21 protein-coding genes are annotated in these 20,262 nt (G+C 63.2%); 11 read left to right on the forward strand and 10 right to left on the reverse strand.

Annotated features, from left to right (window positions below; translation table 11 throughout):
• Positions 1-20 precede the first annotated feature (20 nt).
• Positions 21-680: a TetR/AcrR family transcriptional regulator C-terminal domain-containing protein gene (locus QTJ18_RS15045; RefSeq protein WP_252751003.1), complete on the reverse strand. Its 660-nt coding sequence runs from the start codon at positions 678-680 to the stop codon at positions 21-23.
• 151 nt (positions 681-831) lie between these two features.
• On the opposite strand from QTJ18_RS15045, the gene QTJ18_RS15050 reads away from it, so the two are divergent.
• Positions 832-1,218 carry a DUF4087 domain-containing protein gene (locus QTJ18_RS15050; RefSeq protein WP_252751004.1) on the forward strand — a complete coding sequence of 129 codons (387 nt, stop codon included), beginning with the start codon at positions 832-834 and terminating at the stop codon, positions 1,216-1,218.
• A gap of 21 nt (positions 1,219-1,239) precedes the next feature.
• Here the strand turns inward: QTJ18_RS15050 and QTJ18_RS15055 are convergent, their stop codons facing one another.
• Positions 1,240-1,650, reverse strand: a complete 411-nt coding sequence (locus QTJ18_RS15055) for a winged helix-turn-helix transcriptional regulator (protein ID WP_252751005.1) — start codon at positions 1,648-1,650, stop codon at positions 1,240-1,242.
• Between the two features lie 135 nt (positions 1,651-1,785).
• On the opposite strand from QTJ18_RS15055, the gene QTJ18_RS15060 reads away from it, so the two are divergent.
• Positions 1,786-2,670 (forward strand): SDR family oxidoreductase, encoded by an 885-nt coding sequence (locus QTJ18_RS15060; RefSeq protein WP_252751346.1) that lies wholly within the window; start codon positions 1,786-1,788, stop codon positions 2,668-2,670.
• A gap of 159 nt (positions 2,671-2,829) precedes the next feature.
• Here QTJ18_RS15060 and QTJ18_RS15065 read toward each other — a convergent pair whose 3' ends face one another.
• Entirely contained in the window at positions 2,830-3,582 is a 753-nt protein-coding gene (locus tag QTJ18_RS15065; RefSeq protein ID WP_252751006.1) for a pyridoxine 5'-phosphate synthase, read from the reverse strand.
• A gap of 248 nt (positions 3,583-3,830) precedes the next feature.
• Between QTJ18_RS15065 and QTJ18_RS15070 the strand changes: the two genes are divergently transcribed.
• Positions 3,831-4,544, forward strand: coding sequence for a MerR family transcriptional regulator (locus QTJ18_RS15070; RefSeq protein ID WP_252751007.1), 714 nt, complete (start codon positions 3,831-3,833; stop codon positions 4,542-4,544).
• Positions 4,545-4,638: 94 nt separating this feature from the next.
• Here the strand turns inward: QTJ18_RS15070 and QTJ18_RS15075 are convergent, their stop codons facing one another.
• The 4 genes from QTJ18_RS15075 to nthA are packed head-to-tail and all read right to left on the reverse strand — an operon-like array spanning position 4,639 to position 7,548.
• The gene (locus QTJ18_RS15075) at positions 4,639-5,763 is read right to left on the reverse strand and encodes an ATP-dependent DNA helicase (RefSeq protein WP_252751008.1); all 1,125 of its coding nucleotides are present in this window, start codon (positions 5,761-5,763) and stop codon (positions 4,639-4,641) included.
• A gap of 57 nt (positions 5,764-5,820) precedes the next feature.
• On the reverse strand, positions 5,821-6,201 hold the full coding sequence (locus tag QTJ18_RS15080) for a nitrile hydratase accessory protein (RefSeq protein WP_252751009.1): 381 nt from the start codon (positions 6,199-6,201) through the stop codon (positions 5,821-5,823).
• Positions 6,188-6,847: a nitrile hydratase subunit beta gene (nthB, locus tag QTJ18_RS15085; RefSeq protein WP_252751010.1), complete on the reverse strand. Its 660-nt coding sequence runs from the start codon at positions 6,845-6,847 to the stop codon at positions 6,188-6,190. The genes QTJ18_RS15080 and nthB overlap by 14 nt, the downstream gene beginning before the upstream one ends.
• Complete coding sequence (nthA, locus tag QTJ18_RS15090) at positions 6,844-7,548, reverse strand: nitrile hydratase subunit alpha (protein ID WP_252751011.1); 705 nt, start codon at positions 7,546-7,548, stop codon at positions 6,844-6,846. Before nthA ends, nthB begins: the two co-directional genes overlap by 4 nt.
• Before the next feature lie 264 nt (positions 7,549-7,812).
• Here nthA and QTJ18_RS15095 point away from each other — a divergent pair, with 264 nt between their 5' ends.
• The 5 genes from QTJ18_RS15095 (at position 7,813) to QTJ18_RS15115 (ending at position 12,618) form a co-directional block, all read left to right on the forward strand.
• Entirely contained in the window at positions 7,813-8,883 is a 1,071-nt protein-coding gene (locus QTJ18_RS15095) for a helix-turn-helix domain-containing protein (protein WP_252751012.1), read from the forward strand.
• A gap of 635 nt (positions 8,884-9,518) precedes the next feature.
• A complete protein-coding gene (locus tag QTJ18_RS15100; protein WP_252751013.1) occupies positions 9,519-10,127 on the forward strand; it encodes a protein rhiA in 609 nt (202 codons plus the stop codon).
• Between the two features lie 87 nt (positions 10,128-10,214).
• On the forward strand, positions 10,215-10,841 hold the full coding sequence (locus tag QTJ18_RS15105) for a hypothetical protein (RefSeq protein WP_252751014.1): 627 nt from the start codon (positions 10,215-10,217) through the stop codon (positions 10,839-10,841).
• A 169-nt stretch (positions 10,842-11,010) separates the two neighbouring features.
• Complete coding sequence (locus QTJ18_RS15110) at positions 11,011-11,535, forward strand: hypothetical protein (RefSeq protein WP_252751015.1); 525 nt, start codon at positions 11,011-11,013, stop codon at positions 11,533-11,535.
• Between the two features lie 225 nt (positions 11,536-11,760).
• Complete coding sequence (locus tag QTJ18_RS15115; protein WP_252751016.1) at positions 11,761-12,618, forward strand: aldo/keto reductase; 858 nt, start codon at positions 11,761-11,763, stop codon at positions 12,616-12,618.
• Positions 12,619-12,817: 199 nt separating this feature from the next.
• Here the strand turns inward: QTJ18_RS15115 and ilvN are convergent, their stop codons facing one another.
• Together ilvN and QTJ18_RS15125 are read right to left on the reverse strand one after the other, a co-directional pair.
• The gene (gene ilvN / locus QTJ18_RS15120) at positions 12,818-13,390 is read right to left on the reverse strand and encodes an acetolactate synthase small subunit (protein WP_252751017.1); all 573 of its coding nucleotides are present in this window, start codon (positions 13,388-13,390) and stop codon (positions 12,818-12,820) included.
• 37 nt (positions 13,391-13,427) lie between these two features.
• Positions 13,428-15,185, reverse strand: coding sequence for an acetolactate synthase 3 large subunit (locus tag QTJ18_RS15125; RefSeq protein ID WP_252751347.1), 1,758 nt, complete (start codon positions 15,183-15,185; stop codon positions 13,428-13,430).
• 498 nt (positions 15,186-15,683) lie between these two features.
• On the opposite strand from QTJ18_RS15125, the gene QTJ18_RS15130 reads away from it, so the two are divergent.
• On the forward strand, positions 15,684-17,786 hold the full coding sequence (locus tag QTJ18_RS15130) for an ATP-binding protein (protein WP_489667171.1): 2,103 nt from the start codon (positions 15,684-15,686) through the stop codon (positions 17,784-17,786).
• 91 nt (positions 17,787-17,877) lie between these two features.
• On the opposite strand, the gene miaA is transcribed toward QTJ18_RS15130, so the two are convergent.
• On the reverse strand, positions 17,878-18,789 hold the full coding sequence (gene miaA, locus QTJ18_RS15135) for a tRNA (adenosine(37)-N6)-dimethylallyltransferase MiaA (RefSeq protein WP_252751019.1): 912 nt from the start codon (positions 18,787-18,789) through the stop codon (positions 17,878-17,880).
• Between miaA and serB the strand changes: the two genes are divergently transcribed.
• Both serB and QTJ18_RS15145 read left to right on the forward strand, forming a co-directional pair.
• The gene (gene serB, locus QTJ18_RS15140; protein WP_252751020.1) at positions 18,788-19,678 is read left to right on the forward strand and encodes a phosphoserine phosphatase SerB; all 891 of its coding nucleotides are present in this window, start codon (positions 18,788-18,790) and stop codon (positions 19,676-19,678) included. The genes miaA and serB overlap by 2 nt on opposite strands.
• Entirely contained in the window at positions 19,675-20,259 is a 585-nt protein-coding gene (locus tag QTJ18_RS15145) for a GNAT family N-acetyltransferase (protein WP_252751021.1), read from the forward strand. Before serB ends, QTJ18_RS15145 begins: the two co-directional genes overlap by 4 nt.
• Positions 20,260-20,262 lie beyond the last annotated feature (3 nt).

The following is a 20,262-nucleotide window of genomic DNA, read 5'->3' on the forward strand; positions in this document are numbered from 1 at the left end:
TGCGTTGTTTGGATTTTGAACTAACGAACCGCGGTTGCCCGTTCGGCACTCCCGGCATCCTGTGAAACGCCATGCAGGGTCAGGAAGGCATCCACCGCCCTCGCCGCCTGGCGTTGATTGTCTTTCAGCCCCGGCTCGCCCAGCAGCATGCGAACATGCAGGTCCGAGACGATCAGGCCGTAAAGCGTGTGATAGGCACTGTCGGCATCCTGGAAGCGCAGCAGACCGGCACGCCGGCCCGCCTCGATCAGCAGAATGGCCCGGCGGTCGATCTGCCGGCGACCATGCTCGATCAGCAGGCGCCCGAGCTTGGAGCCTTCCCGGCTCGCCTGGCCGACCGCAAGACGGTTCAGGGCCAGCGAGACATCGCCGGACAAGACCTCCAGAAGATCGCGGCCGAAGGTTTCCAGATGTTCGCGCAGCAGCTCGGCGGTCAACCGGCCGCCGCTGCGCTCGAAGGTGCGCACCTTCATGGCCTGGAAAGCGATCATGGCGGCCAGCAGGCCATCCCGATCGCCGAACCATTTGTAAAGGCTTTCCTTGGAGCAATTGGCGGCGCGGGCAAGACCGGAGGTCGTCAGCGCCTTTTCGCCGCCATCCACCAAAAGCTTGAGCGCCTGCTCCAGAACCTCGTTCTGGCGGGGCGAAAACTCCGGCAATTCTGACAGTTCGGCGGACACCTGACTTGCTCTCCCACGATTGCGTACCGTACGGTACGGTTCCTGTCGTTTAAGCGGCTCAAATCGATCCGTCAAGAGCTTCGTGAAGGCTCTGGCAAAAATGCCGGGAACATTTTATCAAAGGCGGGACGAGACGGAGGACGCTCACCCCATGCGCACAATCATGATCGCCGGACACGCGTTGATATGCTCGCTTGGACTTGGCGTCGGCCTTGCGGCACTTCCGGCAGAAGCGGCACAGAATCGCTGCGGCTGGGTGCAGAACCCCACGCCTGGCAATTACTGGCTGGACGACCGGGACGGGAGCTGGACGATCCTCACCCAGGGATCGGATGTGGAGCCGACCGGGATCGAGACCTTGCCGGATTTCTCCGCCGGCGACTTCGTCAAGACCAACGGCAATTACGGCTATGCCTGTGCCTGCATGTCGGTGGAAACGGACAGAGCCGGGATGCGCATAACGGGGATCCGTTCAGTGAAGCAGCTTCCGCTGGCCAAATGCAGCAATGACCGGAGCCTGCCGAAGCCGGAAGGCTGAGGACCCAGGCCGGGGACCTGTTCAGGCAGCCAATTCGGACGAATCGAAGCTCTCGCGCGCCGCCCGGATCTCTTTGTGATGCGTCGCCGCCCATTCCATGACGCCCCGCAGCCTTTCAAAGAGCGATTGGCCCAGGGGCGTCATCTTGTATTCGACGCTCGGCGGCTTGGTCGGAAACACCGTCCGGTCGATATAGCCGTCGCGTTGCAGGTCACGCAGCGTCTGGGTCAACATGCGCTGGGAAATATCGGGCACCAGCCGGCGCAATTCGCCGAAGCGATACGGCTTCTCCGACAGCGCCAGAAGCAGCAATGTGGCCCATTTCCCGGCGATATGGTTCATCACGTCGCGCACCGGGCAATTATCCGCATTCCATTGCTCGGCCTCGCCGGAGGCGCTTGTCAGGAGTTCGCGGGGCGTGCGCTGATCCATGGTGGTTCCCTCAAGGTAACGATCTCCCGCGAAACTGCCTCCTTTACAGGCTCTGGTCAATTCCTATTCTAGTGTTACTCTCATAATGAGAGCAGGTTTTCCGGGCCGCCAGGCGGCCTCTTTGAAGGGCGTGACATCATGACGAAAATTCTCGTAACCGGCGCATCCGGTCATCTGGGCAGCGCGGTCCTGTCGCACTTGGTGGCGGATGGACGGGTGCCCGCCGGCGACATCGTGGCGGCGAGCCGCAACCCGGACAAGCTCGCCGACTGGACGGCAAAGGGTATCGAGCCGCGCGCTGCCGATTTCGACGATCCCGCAAGCCTCGAAAAGGCCTTTGCCGGCATTGATCGTCTCCTGCTGATTTCGACGGATGAACTGGCGGTCCCGGGCAAGCGGCTTGCCCAGCACAAGGCAGCCATTGCCGCGGCGGTGAAGGCGGGCGTCGGCCACATCCTCTACACCTCCATGCCGAACCCCGACAAATCCGTCATCAGTTTCGCCCCGGATCACCTCGGCACCGAGGAAGCCATCAAGGCGAGCGGACTGCGCTACACGATCCTGCGCAATTCCTGGTACACGGACAATCACTTCATGAGCCTTCCGCACAATCTGGAAGCCGGCACCTGGTACACGTCTCAGGCCGGTGGACGGCTGCCCAACATCTCGCGCGATGATTGCGCCGCCGCCGCGGCGGCCGCTTTGGCATCGCCTCTGGAGGGCAATGCCATCCTCACCCTCACCGGGCCGCAATCGCTGACGGCGGACGAGATCGCCGAGATCGTCTCGGAGATTGCCGGCAAACCGCTGAAGATTGTCCAGGTGACCGACGAGCAACTGGCTGGCGGCGTGCGCGGCGCAGGCATGCCGGAATTCGTGGTGCAACTGGTGGTAAGCACCGACGCCAATATCCGCGCGGGCAATTTCGACATGGTGACGGACGATTTCGAAAGACTGACCGGCCGCAAGGCGCAGACGGTCGCGGACTTCTTCAAGCAGCACCGCGCCGCGCTCGGCTGACCGGCTGAGTCCTGATGAGAGTCATGATGTTTTGAGACTACCCCGTGGCGATCCCGATCGATCGGCACGGGGTTTACCCATTCAGGCATGCGCAGGTCAGGGCGCTGCGCCATCGCTGCCAGCCGTCATCCCATCGGTGACTTTGCGCCTCGCGCGTGGTCAGATCGGCTCGCCGCAGGCCCGGCGGAAGCGGCGGACGGTTTCGGCCATGCCATATTCCAGCGCATCCGCCGTCAGGCCGTGACCGATCGAGACTTCGGCGAGATGCGGAATGCGGTGAGCCAGCGCCGGCAGGTTGGCGACGGTCAGGTCATGGCCGGCATTGACGCCCAGCCCTTCGGCCTTTGCCGCATCTGCCGTGCGGCCGAGGAGGTCGAGCATGGTATCAGCCCGATCAGGCGCGTCGAAACAGCCGCCATAGGGACCGGTATAGAGTTCGATCCGGTCTGCTCCCGTCGCCTTGGCCAGACGAACCGCTTCTTCGTCGCCATCGCCATCGGCGAACAACGAAAGACGAATGTTCTTTCTCTTCAGTCGTGCTATGATCGGCTTGAGCATTTCGCCCTGGGTGCGGAAGTCAAAGCCATGATCAGATGTCGCCTGCGCAGGATCATCCGGCACCAGCGTCACCTGTTCCGGCTCAACCGTCTCGCAAAGGGTGAGAAAGTCCTCGCTGGGATAGCCTTCAATATTGAATTCGGCCTGTGGAAATTCATCGTCGATCAGGGCACGAAGAACAGGAAGGTCTGAGAAGCGGATATGCCGCTGGTCCGGGCGAGGGTGAACGGTCAACCCATGGGCTCCGGCCTGAAGTGCCACGCGGCCAAGATGCGCAACGCTTGGCCAGGGCAGATCCCGGCGGTTGCGCAGCATGGCAATGGCATTGAGATTGACGGAAAGCTTGGCAGGCATCGGGTGCATCCTCGGGTTTCCCGACGTCTTTTAAAGCAAACCCCATCCGGCCGGCAACGCCTCGCATCGCCGGAAGACCTGTAAAAGCGCAGGCATTCTATGAATTCTTGTCATGGGGTAATCAGCGTTTCATTTATATTAAAAATTGCTAATTTTCATAAACGGACGGGAGCGCCCCGACAAGCGCAGGAAGACCGACAGGCCGTACCGACAAACTGTAAGGCCGGCAGAACCCAAAGGAGGTTTTCATGCAAGCAGACGTGCCCCAGCGTGAGCGCGGCCAGGCCTTGAGCGATCTGGCCGGCCGCAGCATCGCCGGTTTCCTGCCGGATATCGCCCGGCCGCTTCCCGCCTCCGAAGCTCCGCTTGCCATTGCCGATATGGCGGATCTCTTCGGCGTGACGCACCGTACCCTGCATTTCTACGAGGAGAAGATGCTGATCACGGCACAGCGTTTCGGCCAGATGCGTGTCTATGATGGCGAGACCATCCGCCGGATGGCCGTCATCTGCGCCTGCCGGGATATCGGCATGTCGCTCTCGGCGATCCAGGCCCTCATGCAGGCTCTCGGGCAGAGCCGCTCGCAGGACGAGGCGGATCGGCTCTTCGCCACCGTTCTGGAGGAGCGCCGACGCGAAATCACCTCCGACCTCTCGCAGATCAACCGTCAGATCCGCCGCATCCGGGTTCCCAGCGAGAAACCGCAGGAGGGGAAGGAGCCGGAGGGAGAGGCACAGGCGCCATCGGCTGCGCGCGCGCCATTGCCGGCCGTGTCGGATCTCGAACGCAGTTTTCTCGCCTTAACGGCGGAAGGCCTTGCCGGCGCCGAGCTTTCCCGGAGGCTGGGGCTGGCGCCCGGCGATCTCGCGCGGCTGGAGGCTGAATTGCTGAAGCGATTGGAATCGACGAACCGCTTCCAGGCGGCCGCCAAGGCCATGGTGATCGGCATCCTTCCGCATTGACCGGCCGGTCGCCCCGAGGCGCTGGAGGGCTTCGGACAGGCTGCGATCGAACCGACGCGCCTCAACGGCGGAAGCGGTTATCGGGCCTGCACGATCACCGCACGATAGTCAGCGTCTGCGCCGCACGGGTAATGGCGGTGTAGAGCCAGCGTTCGCGCGTATCGCGAAAGGCCCAGCTCTCGTCAAACAGCACGACATTGTTCCACTGCGAACCCTGCGCCTTGTGAACCGTCAGCGCATAGCCGAAATCGAACTCGTCATAGCGCTTGCGGGTGGTCCAGGGAATTTCGCCCTCCTCCTCGAAGACCTGCTTCAGGAGCTTGATCTTCGCCGCGCCACGATCCATGTCGTCGTCTTCCGGGCGAATCATCAGGTTGATGCCGGGCTTGACGGTTTCGCGGGAGGAACTCATCACCTGCCACAGCGAGCCGTTGAGCAGGCCCTTGGCGGGATCATTGCGCAGGCAGACGAGCTTGTCGCCCGATTGCGGATAGGCCTGGCTGAAGCCCTTCAGTTCCCGCAGGCGCTGATTGTAGCGGCGCCTGGTCTTGTTCGTCCCGACCAGAACCTGATCCGCCTCCAGCACCAGGGTCTGGTTCACCTCATTGCGGGAGATTACCTGCGCCGTGCCGTAATCGCCATGCATGATCTCCTTGCCCTCGCGCACCTGCATGGCGAGCTGGATGATCGGGTTGTCGCGCGCCTGCCGGTGAATATCCGTCAGAAGGTAATCCGGATCCTGCTCGGTGAAGAAACCGCCGCCCGACACAGGCGGGAGCTGGCCCGGATCGCCAAGCACGAGAATGGGCGTGCCGAAGCTCATCAGGTCGCGGCCCAATTGCTCGTCCACCATCGAACATTCGTCGATCACGATAAGCGCCGCCTTGGCCACCGGGCTCTGGCGATTGATGGAGAACATGGGAGAGACGGAGGTCTTTCCGGTCTCCTCGTTTTCCACCGCTTCCTCGCCGCGCGGCCGGTAGATCAGCGAGTGGATGGTCTTGGCATTGCTCGCGCCGCGGGAGCGAAGCACCTGTGCGGCCTTGCCGGTGAAGGCGGCAAACAGAACCTCGCCATCGACATGATCGGCGAAATAGCGGGCAAGCGTGGTCTTGCCGGTGCCGGCATAGCCGAACAGCCGGAAGACGGGCGTGCGCCCGTCCTTCAACCACTTCGAAACGGCCTTCAGGGCCTCATCCTGTTGCGGGGCAAATTGCATGCCTCTTCCTTCAAGGATTCGGACCGGGAGTGCAACCTGAAAGACGGCGCGCCGCGTTCAATCCGGCCTGCGCTGCGGATCATTGGCAAGCAGGATCGGCTGGCCGTGCGGCGTCGCCTCGGCTGCCCGCTGCCAGCTCTGCTGCAGGGCAAGCAATGTCGAAGGGTCTAAGATACCTTTGCCTTCCAGCAGTTGCGACAGCGCGGCCGTCCATGCCTCGAAGTAATCCGATCCACCCTCGCAGCGTCCCGGCCGGTGAAGCTCGCCACTCAGATGGTCGGCCCATTCCGACCAGGTGAACAGCCCTTTTTCATAAAGATGCAGCGTCAGCCCGAAAACCTTGGCCTGCCAGGGCTCCGCAAAGACCGGGTCGCCTTCCGCCGAGCGCGGCAGGCCGGATGCGTGGATCAGCAAAGAGGACGAATCAGACTGGCTCAAGATAGCTCTCCCAGGCATCGATGGAGAGGCTGAGGGAGGGATCGCTGCCTTCGCCCCAGATCTCCGGTCCTTTGAAGACAACCGTATAGACCCATTGCGGCTGCTCGCCGCCGCCATGGGCATTGGCGTCCGGAAAGACGAAGGAGCCCTGCACGGCTTCGATGAAACCGGTCTTCGCTCTTGCATAGCGCGGCAGGCGGGTATGACCGGTGGGGTGGATATTGCGGGTGCGCACCGCCTGCCCCACGACGAATCGGGGCGGCTCTTCCACGGGCCGGTCACATGGTCCGCCGCGTGCCAGAACGCCCGCCACCATATCTGCCGTCAGGACACGTTTGGGACTGGCACCCTGCCGCAGCGAGCGGCCCGCGGCGAGTTCCTCCGGCGCGACGAAATCATGCCGCGTCAGCAGCGTCTCCAGCGCCCGGATCCAGATTTCGTAGTAGCTCGCAGACAGATAGGCGGCCGGCGCAATGCTCTCGCGCGCATGCCGGCTTTCGTCAATGGTCCAGGCCCCGAAGGCGCCGCAGGACAAAGTCAGCCCCAGCGCCCGCTTCTCCCATTCGGCATGGAAATACGGCTCGTTCGGTTCCGGCGCCACGGGGCCGAAACCCATCTGCCCGCCCAGATCATGCGGCCCGTTCATAGCGTCGCCTCCGGCTGGCGGGCGAGCCCGGTGCCGATCATGCTGTCGCGGCTCACCAGATCGGCGAGCTGCTCGAGCGCAAAGCCCTCGGTGCCTGCCGGTCTCATGGGCACCACGAGGTAGCGCAGTTCCGCGGTGGAATCCCACACGCGGATCTTTGTATCTTCCGGCAGCACCACAGAAAATTCGCGCAGGACGCTCCTCGGATCCATCACCGCCCGGGAGCGATAGGCCGGCGCCTTGTACCAGACCGGCGGCAGGCCCAGGACCGACCAGGGATAACAGGAGCACAGGGTGCAGACGACGAGATTATGTGTCTCCTGCGTGTTGAAGACCGCGCGCATATGCTCGCCCTGCCGCCCGCTATAGCCGAGGCTGGCAATGGCGGATGTCGCATCCCGCCGCAGCCAATCGGCGAAATCGGGCTCCAGCCATGCCTTGGCCACGACCCTTGCGCCATTGTGCGGACCGACCTTGGTCTCGTAAGTCTCGACGATGGCATCAATGGCAGCCGGATCGATCAGCCCTTTCTCGGACAGGATGGTTTCCAGCGCCTCGACCCGCGCCTGCATGTCGGAATAATGATTGTCGTGCCCGTGATCATGCCCATGGTGGTGATGGTGATCATGGTCGCGCTCGTGTTCGTGCTCGTGTTCGTGCTCGTGCTCGTGATGATGATCGTGATGTCCGGTCCCGTTCATCCCATTCTCCTTGCAGCTGGCGGGCGGCACAGGGCACTCGCCACCGGGTTGACCCCCGCCCTCGCCTATCGAATGTCAATTTCGCTCTGCGTGCAAGCCATGACATACCGTCTCATTAAATCATCGCTTTGCCTCCGGCCTGACGCCCTCTCGGCAGAAGCCGACAATGGCGAGGATCCGCCACTATTAGTTGCACTAAATTGCTAGATACAATTGTAAGAAATTGGATCGATAGTCCGCTCAACCCTCTCTTCGGAGACATGCTTGAGCGTTCGCGAACCGTCCAGCAAGGCTGCAACCGACGCCTCCGGCGGGGTCGAATGCGTGAGCTTCGCCATTGGCGACCCCCCGGAGCGGCGCGGCTGGCACGATATTCTGGGACCGCTTTTCGAATGCGCCCCGCGTCGGGCACTCTTCGCCGAGGGGCCGGATGCCAGCCTGACGGTCTTCCACTTCGGCTTTTTCCTCGTCTGCCATGTCGTCGGCTTCACCGGTCGCCTGATGCGCCGCCTGCCGCAGACCGCCCTCGATGATCTGGATCATCTGCTGGTCACCATTCCCTTGCGCGGCAGCATCGCCTTCTTCGATGGCGCGATCCGGCTTGCGCGTCCGGGCGATGTGGCGATCAGCGATCTGCGGGCGCCATTGAGCTGCACTTTGCAGGCAAGTGATGCGATCCACCTCGTCATCCCGCGCCTGTTCATGCCGCAAAGCGTGGCGCCGCCGGATATTCTTGCTCCACGCCTCCTGCGCGGCAAGAAGGTCTCCACCGTTTTCCTGGTGGAACTTGCGCAACTGCTGACCAACATGCCCGCGCATACGGAGCGGGAGGAGGCGCTGGCGCTGGCCTCGGTGCTGCGCATGCCGCTCGCTTTCTGCATCGGCTCGGCCGAACCGGTTCGGAATGCTTCCGATCCACGTGGACGGTCCCATCTCCTGCGCCGCCATATCGAGGACAATCTCGACGATCCGGCGCTGACGCCGCATGCGCTTGCCAACCGCTTCGGCCTCTCGCGCAGCCAGCTCTTCCGCCAGTTCGAGAGTGCAGGCGGCGTCGAGACCTTCATCCGCAAACGCCGGCTGCGCCAGGCACTGCTGCATCTTGCCGATCCGATCCTGTTTCACCGGCGGATCGGCGAGATCGCCTACGAGGCCGGCTTCAAGGACGAAGCCCATTTCAGCCGGCTTTTCCGCAGCACCTATGGCACCTCGCCCCGCATGTTCCGGCGCCAGGCAAAGCAGGGTCGCGTTGCCGTACACGGACACGCCGGAAGCGCCGCCGACGATCCGGTCAAGACGCTCCTGCTGTGGCTCACCCAGTTGCGCGATGCCTGACGATGTCCCCGCGGCGTCAGCTTGAAGAGCGCGCCGGCCATGGCTGGCGCGGGACGCTGATGCAAGTTTCCGGGACGCCAGCCGCAGGACATGGCAAGCCCTTCACCCTAGTCTCAGCGTCATCGAGAGAGGCCGAGACCCGCAGACGGCGGGACAAAGCCCTCGCCAGAACCCCGACCGCTTGTTCCTCGGAGCGCCGGTCGATTGTTTGAAGGTAAGCCGCATGACCTGCCTGTTCCCCCTCTCAAACCCTTCGACGCGACCTTCACCGGCACCGTCATTGCCCCACCGACCGGATCCCGCAGCGACCCGGGACGGCCAGCGCGCCCGGATCGGTCCATGCCGGTACCCCTGACCGACAGGATGACCGACAGGATGACCGACACCATCATCGACCGGCGCTAAAGCGCCCCACCAATCTCTCCTCAGGCCTGACACCGGCGCGGCTTTCCTGCGCGGCCGCCGGCGCCTGCCTTTGCGCCTGTGGCGCAGACCGATCCCTCTCCGCTGGTTTCACCGCCCGCGACCTGCCGGAGATGGATGAGCCGGAGCCCTTGCCGCCTCCCCTGCTCGGCACGGGTCTCCGGCTCCCCCAACCGAAGGGCGACCGAACCGAAACAGAAAGGTTTACATCCATGACCACCTATTCGCTGACCTGCGTCAACGATTCCCAGCTTTCCGGAAGCTTTGCCGTCTTCCAGAAGCCGCTTCCCTCGACCATGCCGGGCAATGTCTTCTCGCTTGCCTGGTTCGCCCGGCCGGCGGCACCGGGCTCGCGCGTCACCTTCACCTGGGGCCTCGATTATTGCTTCACCTGGTCGGAGACCGGGATCCTGAAGCCGGGCGTCAAGTATTCCGCGTCCCAGACCGTCGGGGCCGATCCGAACGCGCTGAACCAGATCGACCTCAAGAAGGATGATTGCAAGGCGACGACCTTCGCCAATCTCAGCTCCGGCGGCGCGCTGGGCTCGCTGACGATCAAGCAGCTTTCCAATGTCGAGCCGAACCTCACTTCGGTCGGCATCGGCATGGCCGGCTCCGGCACCTTTGCCGTCCAGGCCCAGCCGAACATGACGGCCGTCTTCACGCCCCACCCGAACTACTGGGTCATCTTCGGCAATTTCGAAACCGGCGATGTCATGGACGTGCAGGACACGACCAATTCGATCGAGGTCACCTATGGCGGCGCCCGCACCGGCCGCACGGCCGTGCTCGGCCTCGACAACATGATCTCGGTCTCCTGATCAGACGCTCCTCCGAACCAAAACCGATGGTCGCGCCGCGCGCGCGGCCATCCCTGCCCGCTCGCACACAGACAGGAGTTTCGCGACATGCATTATCGCCTGACATGTATCAACAGCTCGAACATGCATGGGAATTTCGTGCTGTACCAGCGCCCGGAGCGCTGTGAGGGCTCCGCCCATATCCGCAGCCTGGCCTGGCTGTCGCGGCCGGCCGCACCGGGAACGCGGGTCACCTTCAGCTGGCGCGATTCCACGAGCTTCGTCTGGGGCGAACGGGTCCTCGGCGGCAATGGCGGCCACTTCGTCATCTCGCAAAGCATCACCGCCGATATCGATCGCGACAATCTGGTGGACCTGAAGGGCGACAGCTTCTCGGCCCCCACCTTCTGCAATCTGCGCAGCACGCCGGGTGCGGAGGGCCTGACGATCCGCCAGTTGAACGCCCACTTCGAATACCCGCTCTATCACGGCATTGCCCGGGGCGGCGCAGCGCTGATGATCGCGCCATTCCACGTCAATGTCAGCACCACATTCGTCGTCGATGCCGCCGCCTACTGGCTGCATTTCAACGATTGCCGCGCCGGCGAGGTGCTGGATTACGGCCAGCTGGACGGCAGTCTGAGGCTCGATTTCGGCCCGGCGCGCCACAGCCATTCGGTGATGATGGGGCCTGACAACATCATCCGCCCGACGCCCGATCCCCACTGGCATTGAGCCTTTCGCGACCCGCGGGCCGAGCCGCCCGCGGGCGCCACGAGATCCTGCAGGGCACGCGCGCAGATCCTGCGGCGGGCCCATGCATCCACCCACTCCGGCAAGGGCGGAGCCGGCGTACCAGCCCCTGCGAAAGGCAGGGGTCCTTTCCCCCTGAACGGAGATATAAATGATGAATAGCTTGCTGAACTCCCTCCGCCGCGCCAGCCGCACCATGCTGGCCCTCGGGCTGATCGCCATTGGCCTGATCGGCGCCAGCGCCGCCTCGGCCGAGGAGATCTACCGGGGCCTTCTGACGAACAACCAGGGCGCACTCGACCTGCGCGCCGCCCGCTTCGCCTTCAACCCGAGCCTCTCCTTCAATAAGGATCTTGCCCAGATCCACGCGATGCCGCAGCAATTTCGCTGCGCCCTCAGGATGGATACGGTCAATGCCATTCCCAATGTCGGAGATGCCTCGCCACTGGTCGGCTTCGGACATTTCACCGCCACATTCGATGAAAATCCGCCGCATCTGCCGCTCGGACATGTCAGCGTGACGCCCAATGTCGCAATGGCCAATCCGGCACAGCGGTTCGCCAACGACCTCCGCAACACGGCACTTCAAAACCCGCTGCAGTTCAACGATGAGCATATTGTGGGTGTCCGCGAGACGGATGACGAGTGCCGGGACCGGCCGAAGCTCCTGAACTAAGGTCCAGGTAGCGTTCGGTTGCGGCGAGGCTCTCTCCCCGCCGCACCAGGCGCCCCTTCGAACCGGGGCGACACAGGCACGATTGTGATCGACGATCGCCTCGGCGAAGTCTGCGGAGCCGCATTTCCGTCCCGAGGATGGAATAGGCTGTTGCGGCAAACTATGATGACAAACGGTCGCCTGCACGACAGGCGACCGTCTTACCGGCAAAGAGGAAGCAGACCCATGTCCCGGACCACACATCGCACCATGCCGGCAATCGCCCTTCCTTCAGGCGCTCAAATGCCGGCGCTTGGCATCGGCACCTGGAAAATGGGCGAGGACCGGACCCATCGCAGCGCCGAGATCGCGGCGCTTCACGCCGCCCTGGATTGCGGTATGCCGCTGATCGATACGGCGGAGATGTATGGCGATGGCGGCGCAGAGGAATTGGTCGGACAGGCGCTTGCCGCCCGCCGCGACGAGGCCTTTCTCGTCAGCAAGGTCTATCCGTGGAATGCCAGCCGGCAGGGCACCATCGAAGCCTGCGAGAGCAGCCTGCGGCGCCTGCGCACCGAGCGGCTCGATCTCTATCTCCTGCACTGGCGCGGCGAGCATCCGCTCTCCGAGACGGTGGCCGCGATGGAGAGCCTCAAAGCGGACGGCAAGATTGCCGAATGGGGCGTTTCCAATTTCGATGTCGAGGATATGGAGGAACTGCTTGCGGTGCCGGGCGGCGCGGCCTGCGCGGTGAACCAGGTGCTCTACAATATCACGCGGCGCGGCATTGAATTCGATCTTCTGCCTTGGTGCAGCGCGCATTCCATCGCCGTAATGGCCTATTCCCCCATCGAACAGGGCCGGCTGCTGCGCCATCCCGAGCTCATCCGGATCGCCAAGGCGAACCAGGCAACGCCGGCGCAGATCGCGCTGGCTTTCGTGCTGAGACGCGAGGGACTGGCCGCCATTCCCAAGACCTCCAGCGCGGCACGCGTGGAGGAAAACCGAGGCGCCATCGATCTTCAGATCAGCGCGCAGGATTGGGCCTCTCTGGATGCCGCCTTCCCGCCGCCTGCGCGAAAGCAGCCGCTCGCCATGCTTTAGGGTCAAAACGCAATCAGGATTTGGCGCGTGGTATTAGAGAAAATCGTTCAGTTTGAGGAGCGAAGCCGCCGGTCAATCCAACAGGCATCATGGCTTCGCGACGTGGGATATGGCGATTTTCGCCATATCCCTGCGGGACGGCTCAGCAATCCCATGCCGGGCACATTGCCCCGAACATGGCAAAGCAGGGTCCCGGATCTCACATGCCCTGCGGGCCGCGGTTCATCGCCGCAATGCCGGTCCGGCAGACTTCGATCAGCCCGAGCGGTTGCATGATCGCCACGAACTGGTCGATCTTTGAGGATTTGCCGGTGATTTCGAGGATGAAATGGCCGGTGGTGGCATCCACCACCTTGGCCTGAAAGGCATCGGCCAGGCGCAGCGTTTCGGCGCGGGACTCACCCGTTCCGACCACCTTGACCAGCGCGACTTCCCGCTCGATCGGCCGCTCCTGTCCAAGTTCGCCCGCCCGCACCGTCAGGTCGACGACGCGGTGGACCGGAACGATCCGGTCGAGCTGCGCCTTGATCTGCTCCAGCACCGTCGGCGTGCCGGCGGTCACGATCGTGATGCGCGACAGATGCGCCTCATGCTCGGTCTCCGAAACGGTGAGGCTTTCGATATTGTAGCCGCGGCCGGAAAACAGCCCGATGACCCGCGCCAGCACGCCCGGCTCGTTGCTCACCAGAACCGAAAGCGTGTGGCGCTCCTGGCGGGCGGTTTCCGGGGAAATGAAATAGGCCGAACCGGTCGGCTGAAGATGGGCATTCATATACGGTGTCTTCCTCTTGAACGAACGAGCCGGCGGCTCAAACCAGCTGGCGGCCCTTGGCGTCGATGGCGGTTGCGACGGCTTCATCGGTCGCCTCATCCGGCAGCAGCATCTCGTTGTGAGCCTTGCCGGACGGGATCATCGGGAAGCAGTTGGCGAGATTGGCCACACGGCAATCGAAGATGACCGGCTTCTTGACGGCGATCATTTCCGCAATCGTGTCGTCGAGTTTCTTCGGATTGTCACAGGACAGTCCGACAGCGCCATAAGCCTCTGCCAGTTTGACGAAATCCGGCATGGCCTCGGTATAGGAATTGGACAGCCGGTTGCCATGCAGAAGCTGCTGCCACTGGCGCACCATGCCCATATACTGGTTGTTCAGGATGAAGATCTTCACCGGCAGATTATGCTGGATGGCGCAGGACATTTCCTGAATGCACATCTGGATCGAGGCATCGCCGGCAATGTCGATGACCAGCGCCTCCGGATGCGCGACCTGGACGCCAATGGCGGCCGGCAGGCCATAGCCCATGGTGCCGAGCCCGCCGGAGGTCATCCAGCGATTGGGTTCCTCGAAGCCGAAGAATTGCGCCGCCCACATCTGATGCTGGCCGACTTCCGTCGTCACATAGGTATCGCGCCCCTTGCTGGCCTCATAGAGCCGCTGGATGGCGTATTGCGGCATGATGACGTCGCTGGAATTCTTGTAGGCGAAGGAATTGCGCCCCCGCCAGCGATCGACCTGCTGATGCCATTCGGCCAGCTGCGCCTTTTCCGGCTTTTTCGCCTGGGCACGCCACAGCCGCACCATATCCTCCAGAACCCGGCCGACATCGCCGATGATCGGGATATCGACGCGGACATTCTTGTTGATCGAGGACGGATCGATATCGATATGGATCTTGCGGGAATTCGGCGAGAAAGCATTCAGCCGGCCGGTGATCCGGTCGTCGAAGCGCGCGCCGATGCAGACCATGACATCACAGTCATGCATGGCCATATTGGCCTCGTAGGAACCGTGCATGCCGAGCATGCCGAGCCAGTTCTTGCCGGATGCCGGGTAGGAGCCGAGTCCCATCAGCGTGGAGGTGATGGGAAAATCGGTCAGTTCCACCAGTTCCCGCAGGAGCGCCGTGGCCGCCGGACCGGAATTGACGACGCCGCCGCCGGTATAGAAGACCGGGCGCCGTGCCGACGCCATCAGTTCGACGGCCGCCTGGATGGCGTTCAGATCCCCGTCGACCTTAGGCCGGTAGCTTTTCTCGGCAACATGGGCGCTGCGGGGCGTATAGGTGCCGGTGGCGAACTGGATGTCCTTCGGAATATCGACGACGACCGGGCCCGGACGGCCGGTCTGGGCAATGCGGAAGGCCTCATGGATGATCGATGCCAGCTCGTTGACGTCCTTGACGAGCCAGTTGTGCTTGGTGCAGGGCCGCGTGATGCCGACGGTATCGCATTCCTGGAAGGCATCCGAGCCGATCAGCGTCGTGGGAACCTGACCGGTCAGGCAGACGAGCGGGATGGAATCCATCAGCGCATCCTGCAGCGGCGTCACCGCATTGGTGGCGCCGGGGCCGGAGGTGACCAGCATGACGCCGACCTTGCCGGTGGACCGGGCATAGCCTTCCGCGGCGTGACCGGCACCCTGCTCATGACGGACGAGAATGTGCTGAATGTCGTCCTGCTGGAAGATTTCGTCATAGATCGGCAGGACGGCACCACCCGGATAACCGAAGATGTGCTCGACACCGTTGTCCTTGAGGGCTTTCAGAACGATTTCCGCCCCTGTCATCCGATTGTCTGTACCCGTCATATCAAAGTGTCCGTCTGATTTTGATTTGTCACGAGGCCGAAGCCAGATTGAAGGCATAAAAAAAGGCCCCTTGAGGAGCCTTCGGTAGCGCATGGGTGGCTGTCGCCGGACGGTTACACCGTCCTGCCCATGCGCCTTCCCACCACAATAAGTGCGTTCGATACGATCATGCGGAAACTGTTAGCCAGAAAATTTCCAAAGGTCAATGGAATTGCGCAATAAAACATCAGCCACTGCCGCCGATTGCAGCAGCCGGCGCGCATGGCGGGGTTCATGATGCATGAAAATCACCGCGCAGAAGACAAAATCCTGATGAGAAAGAAGTTGTTAAGCCCCCAGACCTATAGTCACGGGCCAACAGAGAGTGTGTGTTTGGCGGTTCAGCCACAGCATTAGCCCGATGACAGGGGCCGACCATTGCGTAATCACGAGTTGCACCAATCCCCGTCCGCCGGCGAACAGGAACGCCGCGATGCCATGCATCCCCGCAACCGCATGCTGGGCCGCGTCGTCGCCTGTTCGGGCGCGCGTGCCACCATTGCCGCGATTGCGGAACATGGCTCGACCGATATGGCCGAATTGTGGTCCGTCGGCCGCCTGATCTCGATCGGCGTCGGCCAGAACCGCGTCGTCGCCCTCACCTGCTCGATGTCGACGGGCTCCCAATCCTGGCTGGAAGGCCATGACAACGAGTTTCATATCGAGGTTGAGCTGCTGGGCGAAGTGCAGGTCGGCCTGGATGGCAGCGAGCGCTTCACCCGCGGCATTTCGCGCTATCCGCATCTCGGCGCGATCGCGCACCGTATCCGCTCGACCGATCTCATGCGGATCTACGACACCGGAAAATCGGATACCTGCGTGATCGGCTCGCTCACCCAGGATGATTCGATCGACGCGACGATCCACATCCCCTCCATGCTGTCGAAGCACTTCGCCATCGTCGGATCCACCGGCGTCGGCAAGTCGACGGCCGTCTCGCTGCTTCTGCACAAGGCAATTGAAGCCGATCCGAAGCTGCGGGTCTTGATCCTCGATCCGCACAATGAATTCGCCGCCGCCTTTCCGGCCCGATCCGTGGTCATCGATACCGATACGCTGGATCTGCCCTTCTGGCTGATGCGGCTCGAAGAATTCGCCGAAGTGCTGTTTCGCGGACGCCCGCCCGTGCCGGAAGAGCTCGACGTCCTGCGCGACCTCATTCCGGAGGCCAAGCGCGCCTTCCGCGGCAGCGACAACCCGCTGATGCGGCGCACGACGGAGAAAAGCTCCGTCACCGCCGACACGCCTGTTCCCTACCGCATGGCGGATCTCCTGGCGCTGGTCGATGAACGCATCGGCCGGCTCGAGGGACGCGCCGAAAAGCCGATCCTGCGCTCGCTGAAAGTGCGCATCATGGCGGCGATCAACGATCCGCGCTACCATTTCATGTTCTCCAACAACACGATCAACGATACGATCATGGAGACCATTGCGCATATCTTCCGCATACCGGGCGGCGACAAGCCGATCTCGATCTTCCAGCTGGCGGGCATTCCGTCGGAAATCGTCAATTCGGTCGCCTCCATTCTCTGCCGCATGTCGTTCGAACTGGCCTTGTGGAGCGAAGGCGCCATTCACATGCTGGTCGTGTGCGAAGAGGCACACCGCTACGTGCCTGCTGATCGCGAACTCGGCTTCTTCCCCACCCGCCAGGCCATTGCCCGCATCGCCAAGGAGGGCCGGAAATACGGCGTCTCGCTCGGCGTCATCACGCAGCGTCCGGGGGAACTGGACCAGACCATCCTGTCGCAGTGCTCCACCGTCTTTGCCATGCGGCTGTCAAACGATAGCGACCAGGAGATCATCCGCTCGGCCATTCCCAATTCCTCGCTGTCGACGATGAGCTTCCTGTCGTCGATCGGCAATGGCGAGGCGATCGCCTTCGGCGAAGCCATCAGCGTTCCGATGCGCATGCGCTTTGCCCGGGTGGATCAGGATCGCCTGCCGAAAGCCAACGGCGTATCCGACAAGGGCAGCGAGATCACGCCGGACAATGTCGACCTGCGCAAGGTGGTGTCCCGCATGCGGGCCGTGTCCGGTCCCGATATCAGCAACTTCCAGAAGTCCCTGTCGGCCGCCGATGGCGAGCAGCGCGCCGCGCTGGACCTTGCTGCCGATGATGCCGAACTTGCCCGCTGGCGCACCGAACTCGGTTCGGATGCGTCGCCATCCGCCGCTCAGCCTGGGCTCGAACCCTATCGGCCCGACATGCTGCCGGGTAGTCGCGCCAGCAGCTATCCGCCTGCAGCGGAGAACCGGATCATCCGGCGCGACGTGAGCCAGCCCCAGGCGGCCTCCGGCGCCTTCTCCCATCCTGCGACGAACTCCTTGCCTGGCTCTCTGCCCGGCCCGCAGCCTGGAACGTCGCCCGCCCCGTCCGCCGGGTTGTCTCCCGGCTCCGGCATGACGCCACAGGCAGCAAGGTTGCGTGATACCGACGAGGTGAGCCCGCGCTCGTCTCTCCTGCGCCGCGAAGGCGCAGGCTCGCTGCGCGAGAGACTGTTGCGCAAGCCGTTGAGCAGTCTTTACGACAAGGATTAACGAGAAGTCTCACCCGCCGCGGCCGCAAAGGCCGCAGCATCCGAGCGTGGTCGCCCGTGCGGCCGGATGCCATCGCAGCCATTCTTGACCGTCAGTCCGAAGGCGAAGAGGGATCGATGCGGCGCCAGCTCTCGTCCATCTGATTGCGGAACCAGGTCATCTGCCGCTTGGCATATTGCCGGGTCAATGCCTGGCCGCGCTCGATCACCAGCTCCCGGCGCATTTTGCCCTGAAGCATGGCGGCGATTTCAGCCACGCCGATCGCCTTCATCACCGGCAGGTCCGGCGCCGGCGAAAGCGCAAGCAGCGCCTCGACCTCCTCCACCGCGCCCTGCTCCAGCATCAAGGCAAAGCGCTGGTCGATCCGCTGATGCAGCCATTGACGCTCGGGAAGCACGACGATCTTCTCGGCGCGCTCCGGATCGACAAGCATGGGGCCTTGCCGCTGCTGGAAACTGGAAATCGACTGTCCCGTGGCCGCCAACACTTCCAAAGCGCGTATGATCCGCTGCCCGTCGGACGGCTGCAGCCGCGTCGCAACGGCGGGATCGGCCTCTGCCAGCTCGCGATGGAGCGCTTCCGCCCCCTCCGATGACAGCCTTGCGCGCAGGGTCTGGCGAAGCTCGTCCCGAATGGACGGCATATCGGAGAGGCCGCCGGTCAGCGCCTTGAAATACAGGCCGGTACCGCCGATGATGATCGGCAGCTTTTTCTCTCTCCGCACCTCGGCCAGCAGTCTCTCCACATCCCGCAGCCAGTCGCCGGTCGAATAGGCCGTGGTCGCCGCGACATGACCGTATAAACGATGCGGCGCCCAGGCCAATTCCGCCTCTGATGGGCGCGCCGTCAGCACGCGGAGCGTGTCGTAGACCTGCATGCTGTCGGCATTGATGATGACGCCGTCATGCCGTTCCGCAAGATCGAGAGCCAGCGCCGACTTGCCGCCTGCCGTCGGCCCGGTTATCAGGATGGCCTCGCAATTTGCCCGAAGGTTTTTCATCATGGCTCTCGTTGCCACGCTCATCGCCCATCCGTCAAATCCCATTCTCGATGGAAGCCTGGGGGAAGAGGCCGCCAATGCCGCCAATGCCTCCGGCCTCTACTGGCTGGCCGACGGCATTGCCTGCGATATCGCCTTGCGGGACGGGGCCGATGCGCAGGCTGCGGAGGCCACTCTGCGAGCCCTCATCGGCAACCGGCCGATCGATCTCGTGGTGCAGGAGGCCGAGAGCCGCCGCAAGTCCTTCCTGATTGCCGACATGGATTCGACCATGATCGGCCAGGAATGCATCGATGAACTGGCGGATCTGGTCGGCCTGAAGGATCAGGTCTCGGCGATCACCGCCCGCGCCATGAATGGCGAGATCGCCTTCGAACCGGCGCTGCGCGAGCGTGTCGCGCTTCTGAAGGGCCTGCCGATCTCGGTGGTGGACGACGTCATCGAGAAACGCATCACGCTGACATCGGGCGGCCCGGAACTGATCGCGACCATGCGCGCCAAGGGCTATTACACGGCTTTGGTTTCCGGCGGCTTCACCGTCTTTACCCGCCGCATTGCCGAAATGCTCGGCTTCCACGAGAACCGCGCCAATATCCTCCTGGAGTCGGACGGCATTCTCACCGGTGAAGTGGCCGAACCGATCCTCGGCAAACAGGCCAAGGTGGATGCCCTGGCCGGCATTTGCGCCGAGCGCGGCATTTCCCCGGACGAGGCCATGGCGGTGGGCGACGGCGCCAATGATCTCGGAATGCTGGGGCTTGCCGGTGCGGGCGTTGCGCTGCACGCCAAGCCCATGGTTGCCGCACAGGCCAGGATGCGCATCGACCATGCCGATCTGACGGCGCTTCTCTACATCCAGGGCTATCGCAAGACGGACTTCGTCGCGCCGTGACCGATCCCGCCTTGCCCCGCATCATTCTCGAAACGCCGCGGCTGCGCTTGCGCAGCTGGCTGGAAGAGGATCGCAACCTGTTCCGGGAGATCAATGCCGATCCGAAGGTCATGGAGTTCTTCCCCTTCCGCCGCACCTATGCGGAAGCCGACCTGCTGTTCGAGCGGGTGAACGCGATGATCCGCGAAGACGGCCTCGGCTTCTACGCCGTGGAGGTGAAGGATTTCGGCGAGGCGGTTGGCTTTTGCGGTCTTGCGCCCGCGAATATGCCGGCCATTTTCCCGATCGACACGATCGAGATCGGTTGGCGCCTGGCCACCCGCTTCTGGGGCAATGGCTACGTGACCGAAGCGGCGCAGGCGCTGCTGCATCATGGTTTCAACCAGCTGCGCCTGCCGGAGATCGTCTCTTTCGCCGTTGCCGGCAATGTCCGCTCGACAGCCGTCATGCAACGCATCGGCATGGTGGCCTGCCCGGAGCGGGATTTCGACCATCCGCGCGTTCCAGACACCCATCCGCATCTCAAGCGGCATGTCACCTATGTCGCCGGGGGCACGAAAGCCCGGTCTTCAGCCGAGTGAAGA

It is taken from the genome of Rhizobium sp. SSA_523, assembly GCF_030435705.1.
Classification (GTDB): domain Bacteria; phylum Pseudomonadota; class Alphaproteobacteria; order Rhizobiales; family Rhizobiaceae; genus Neorhizobium.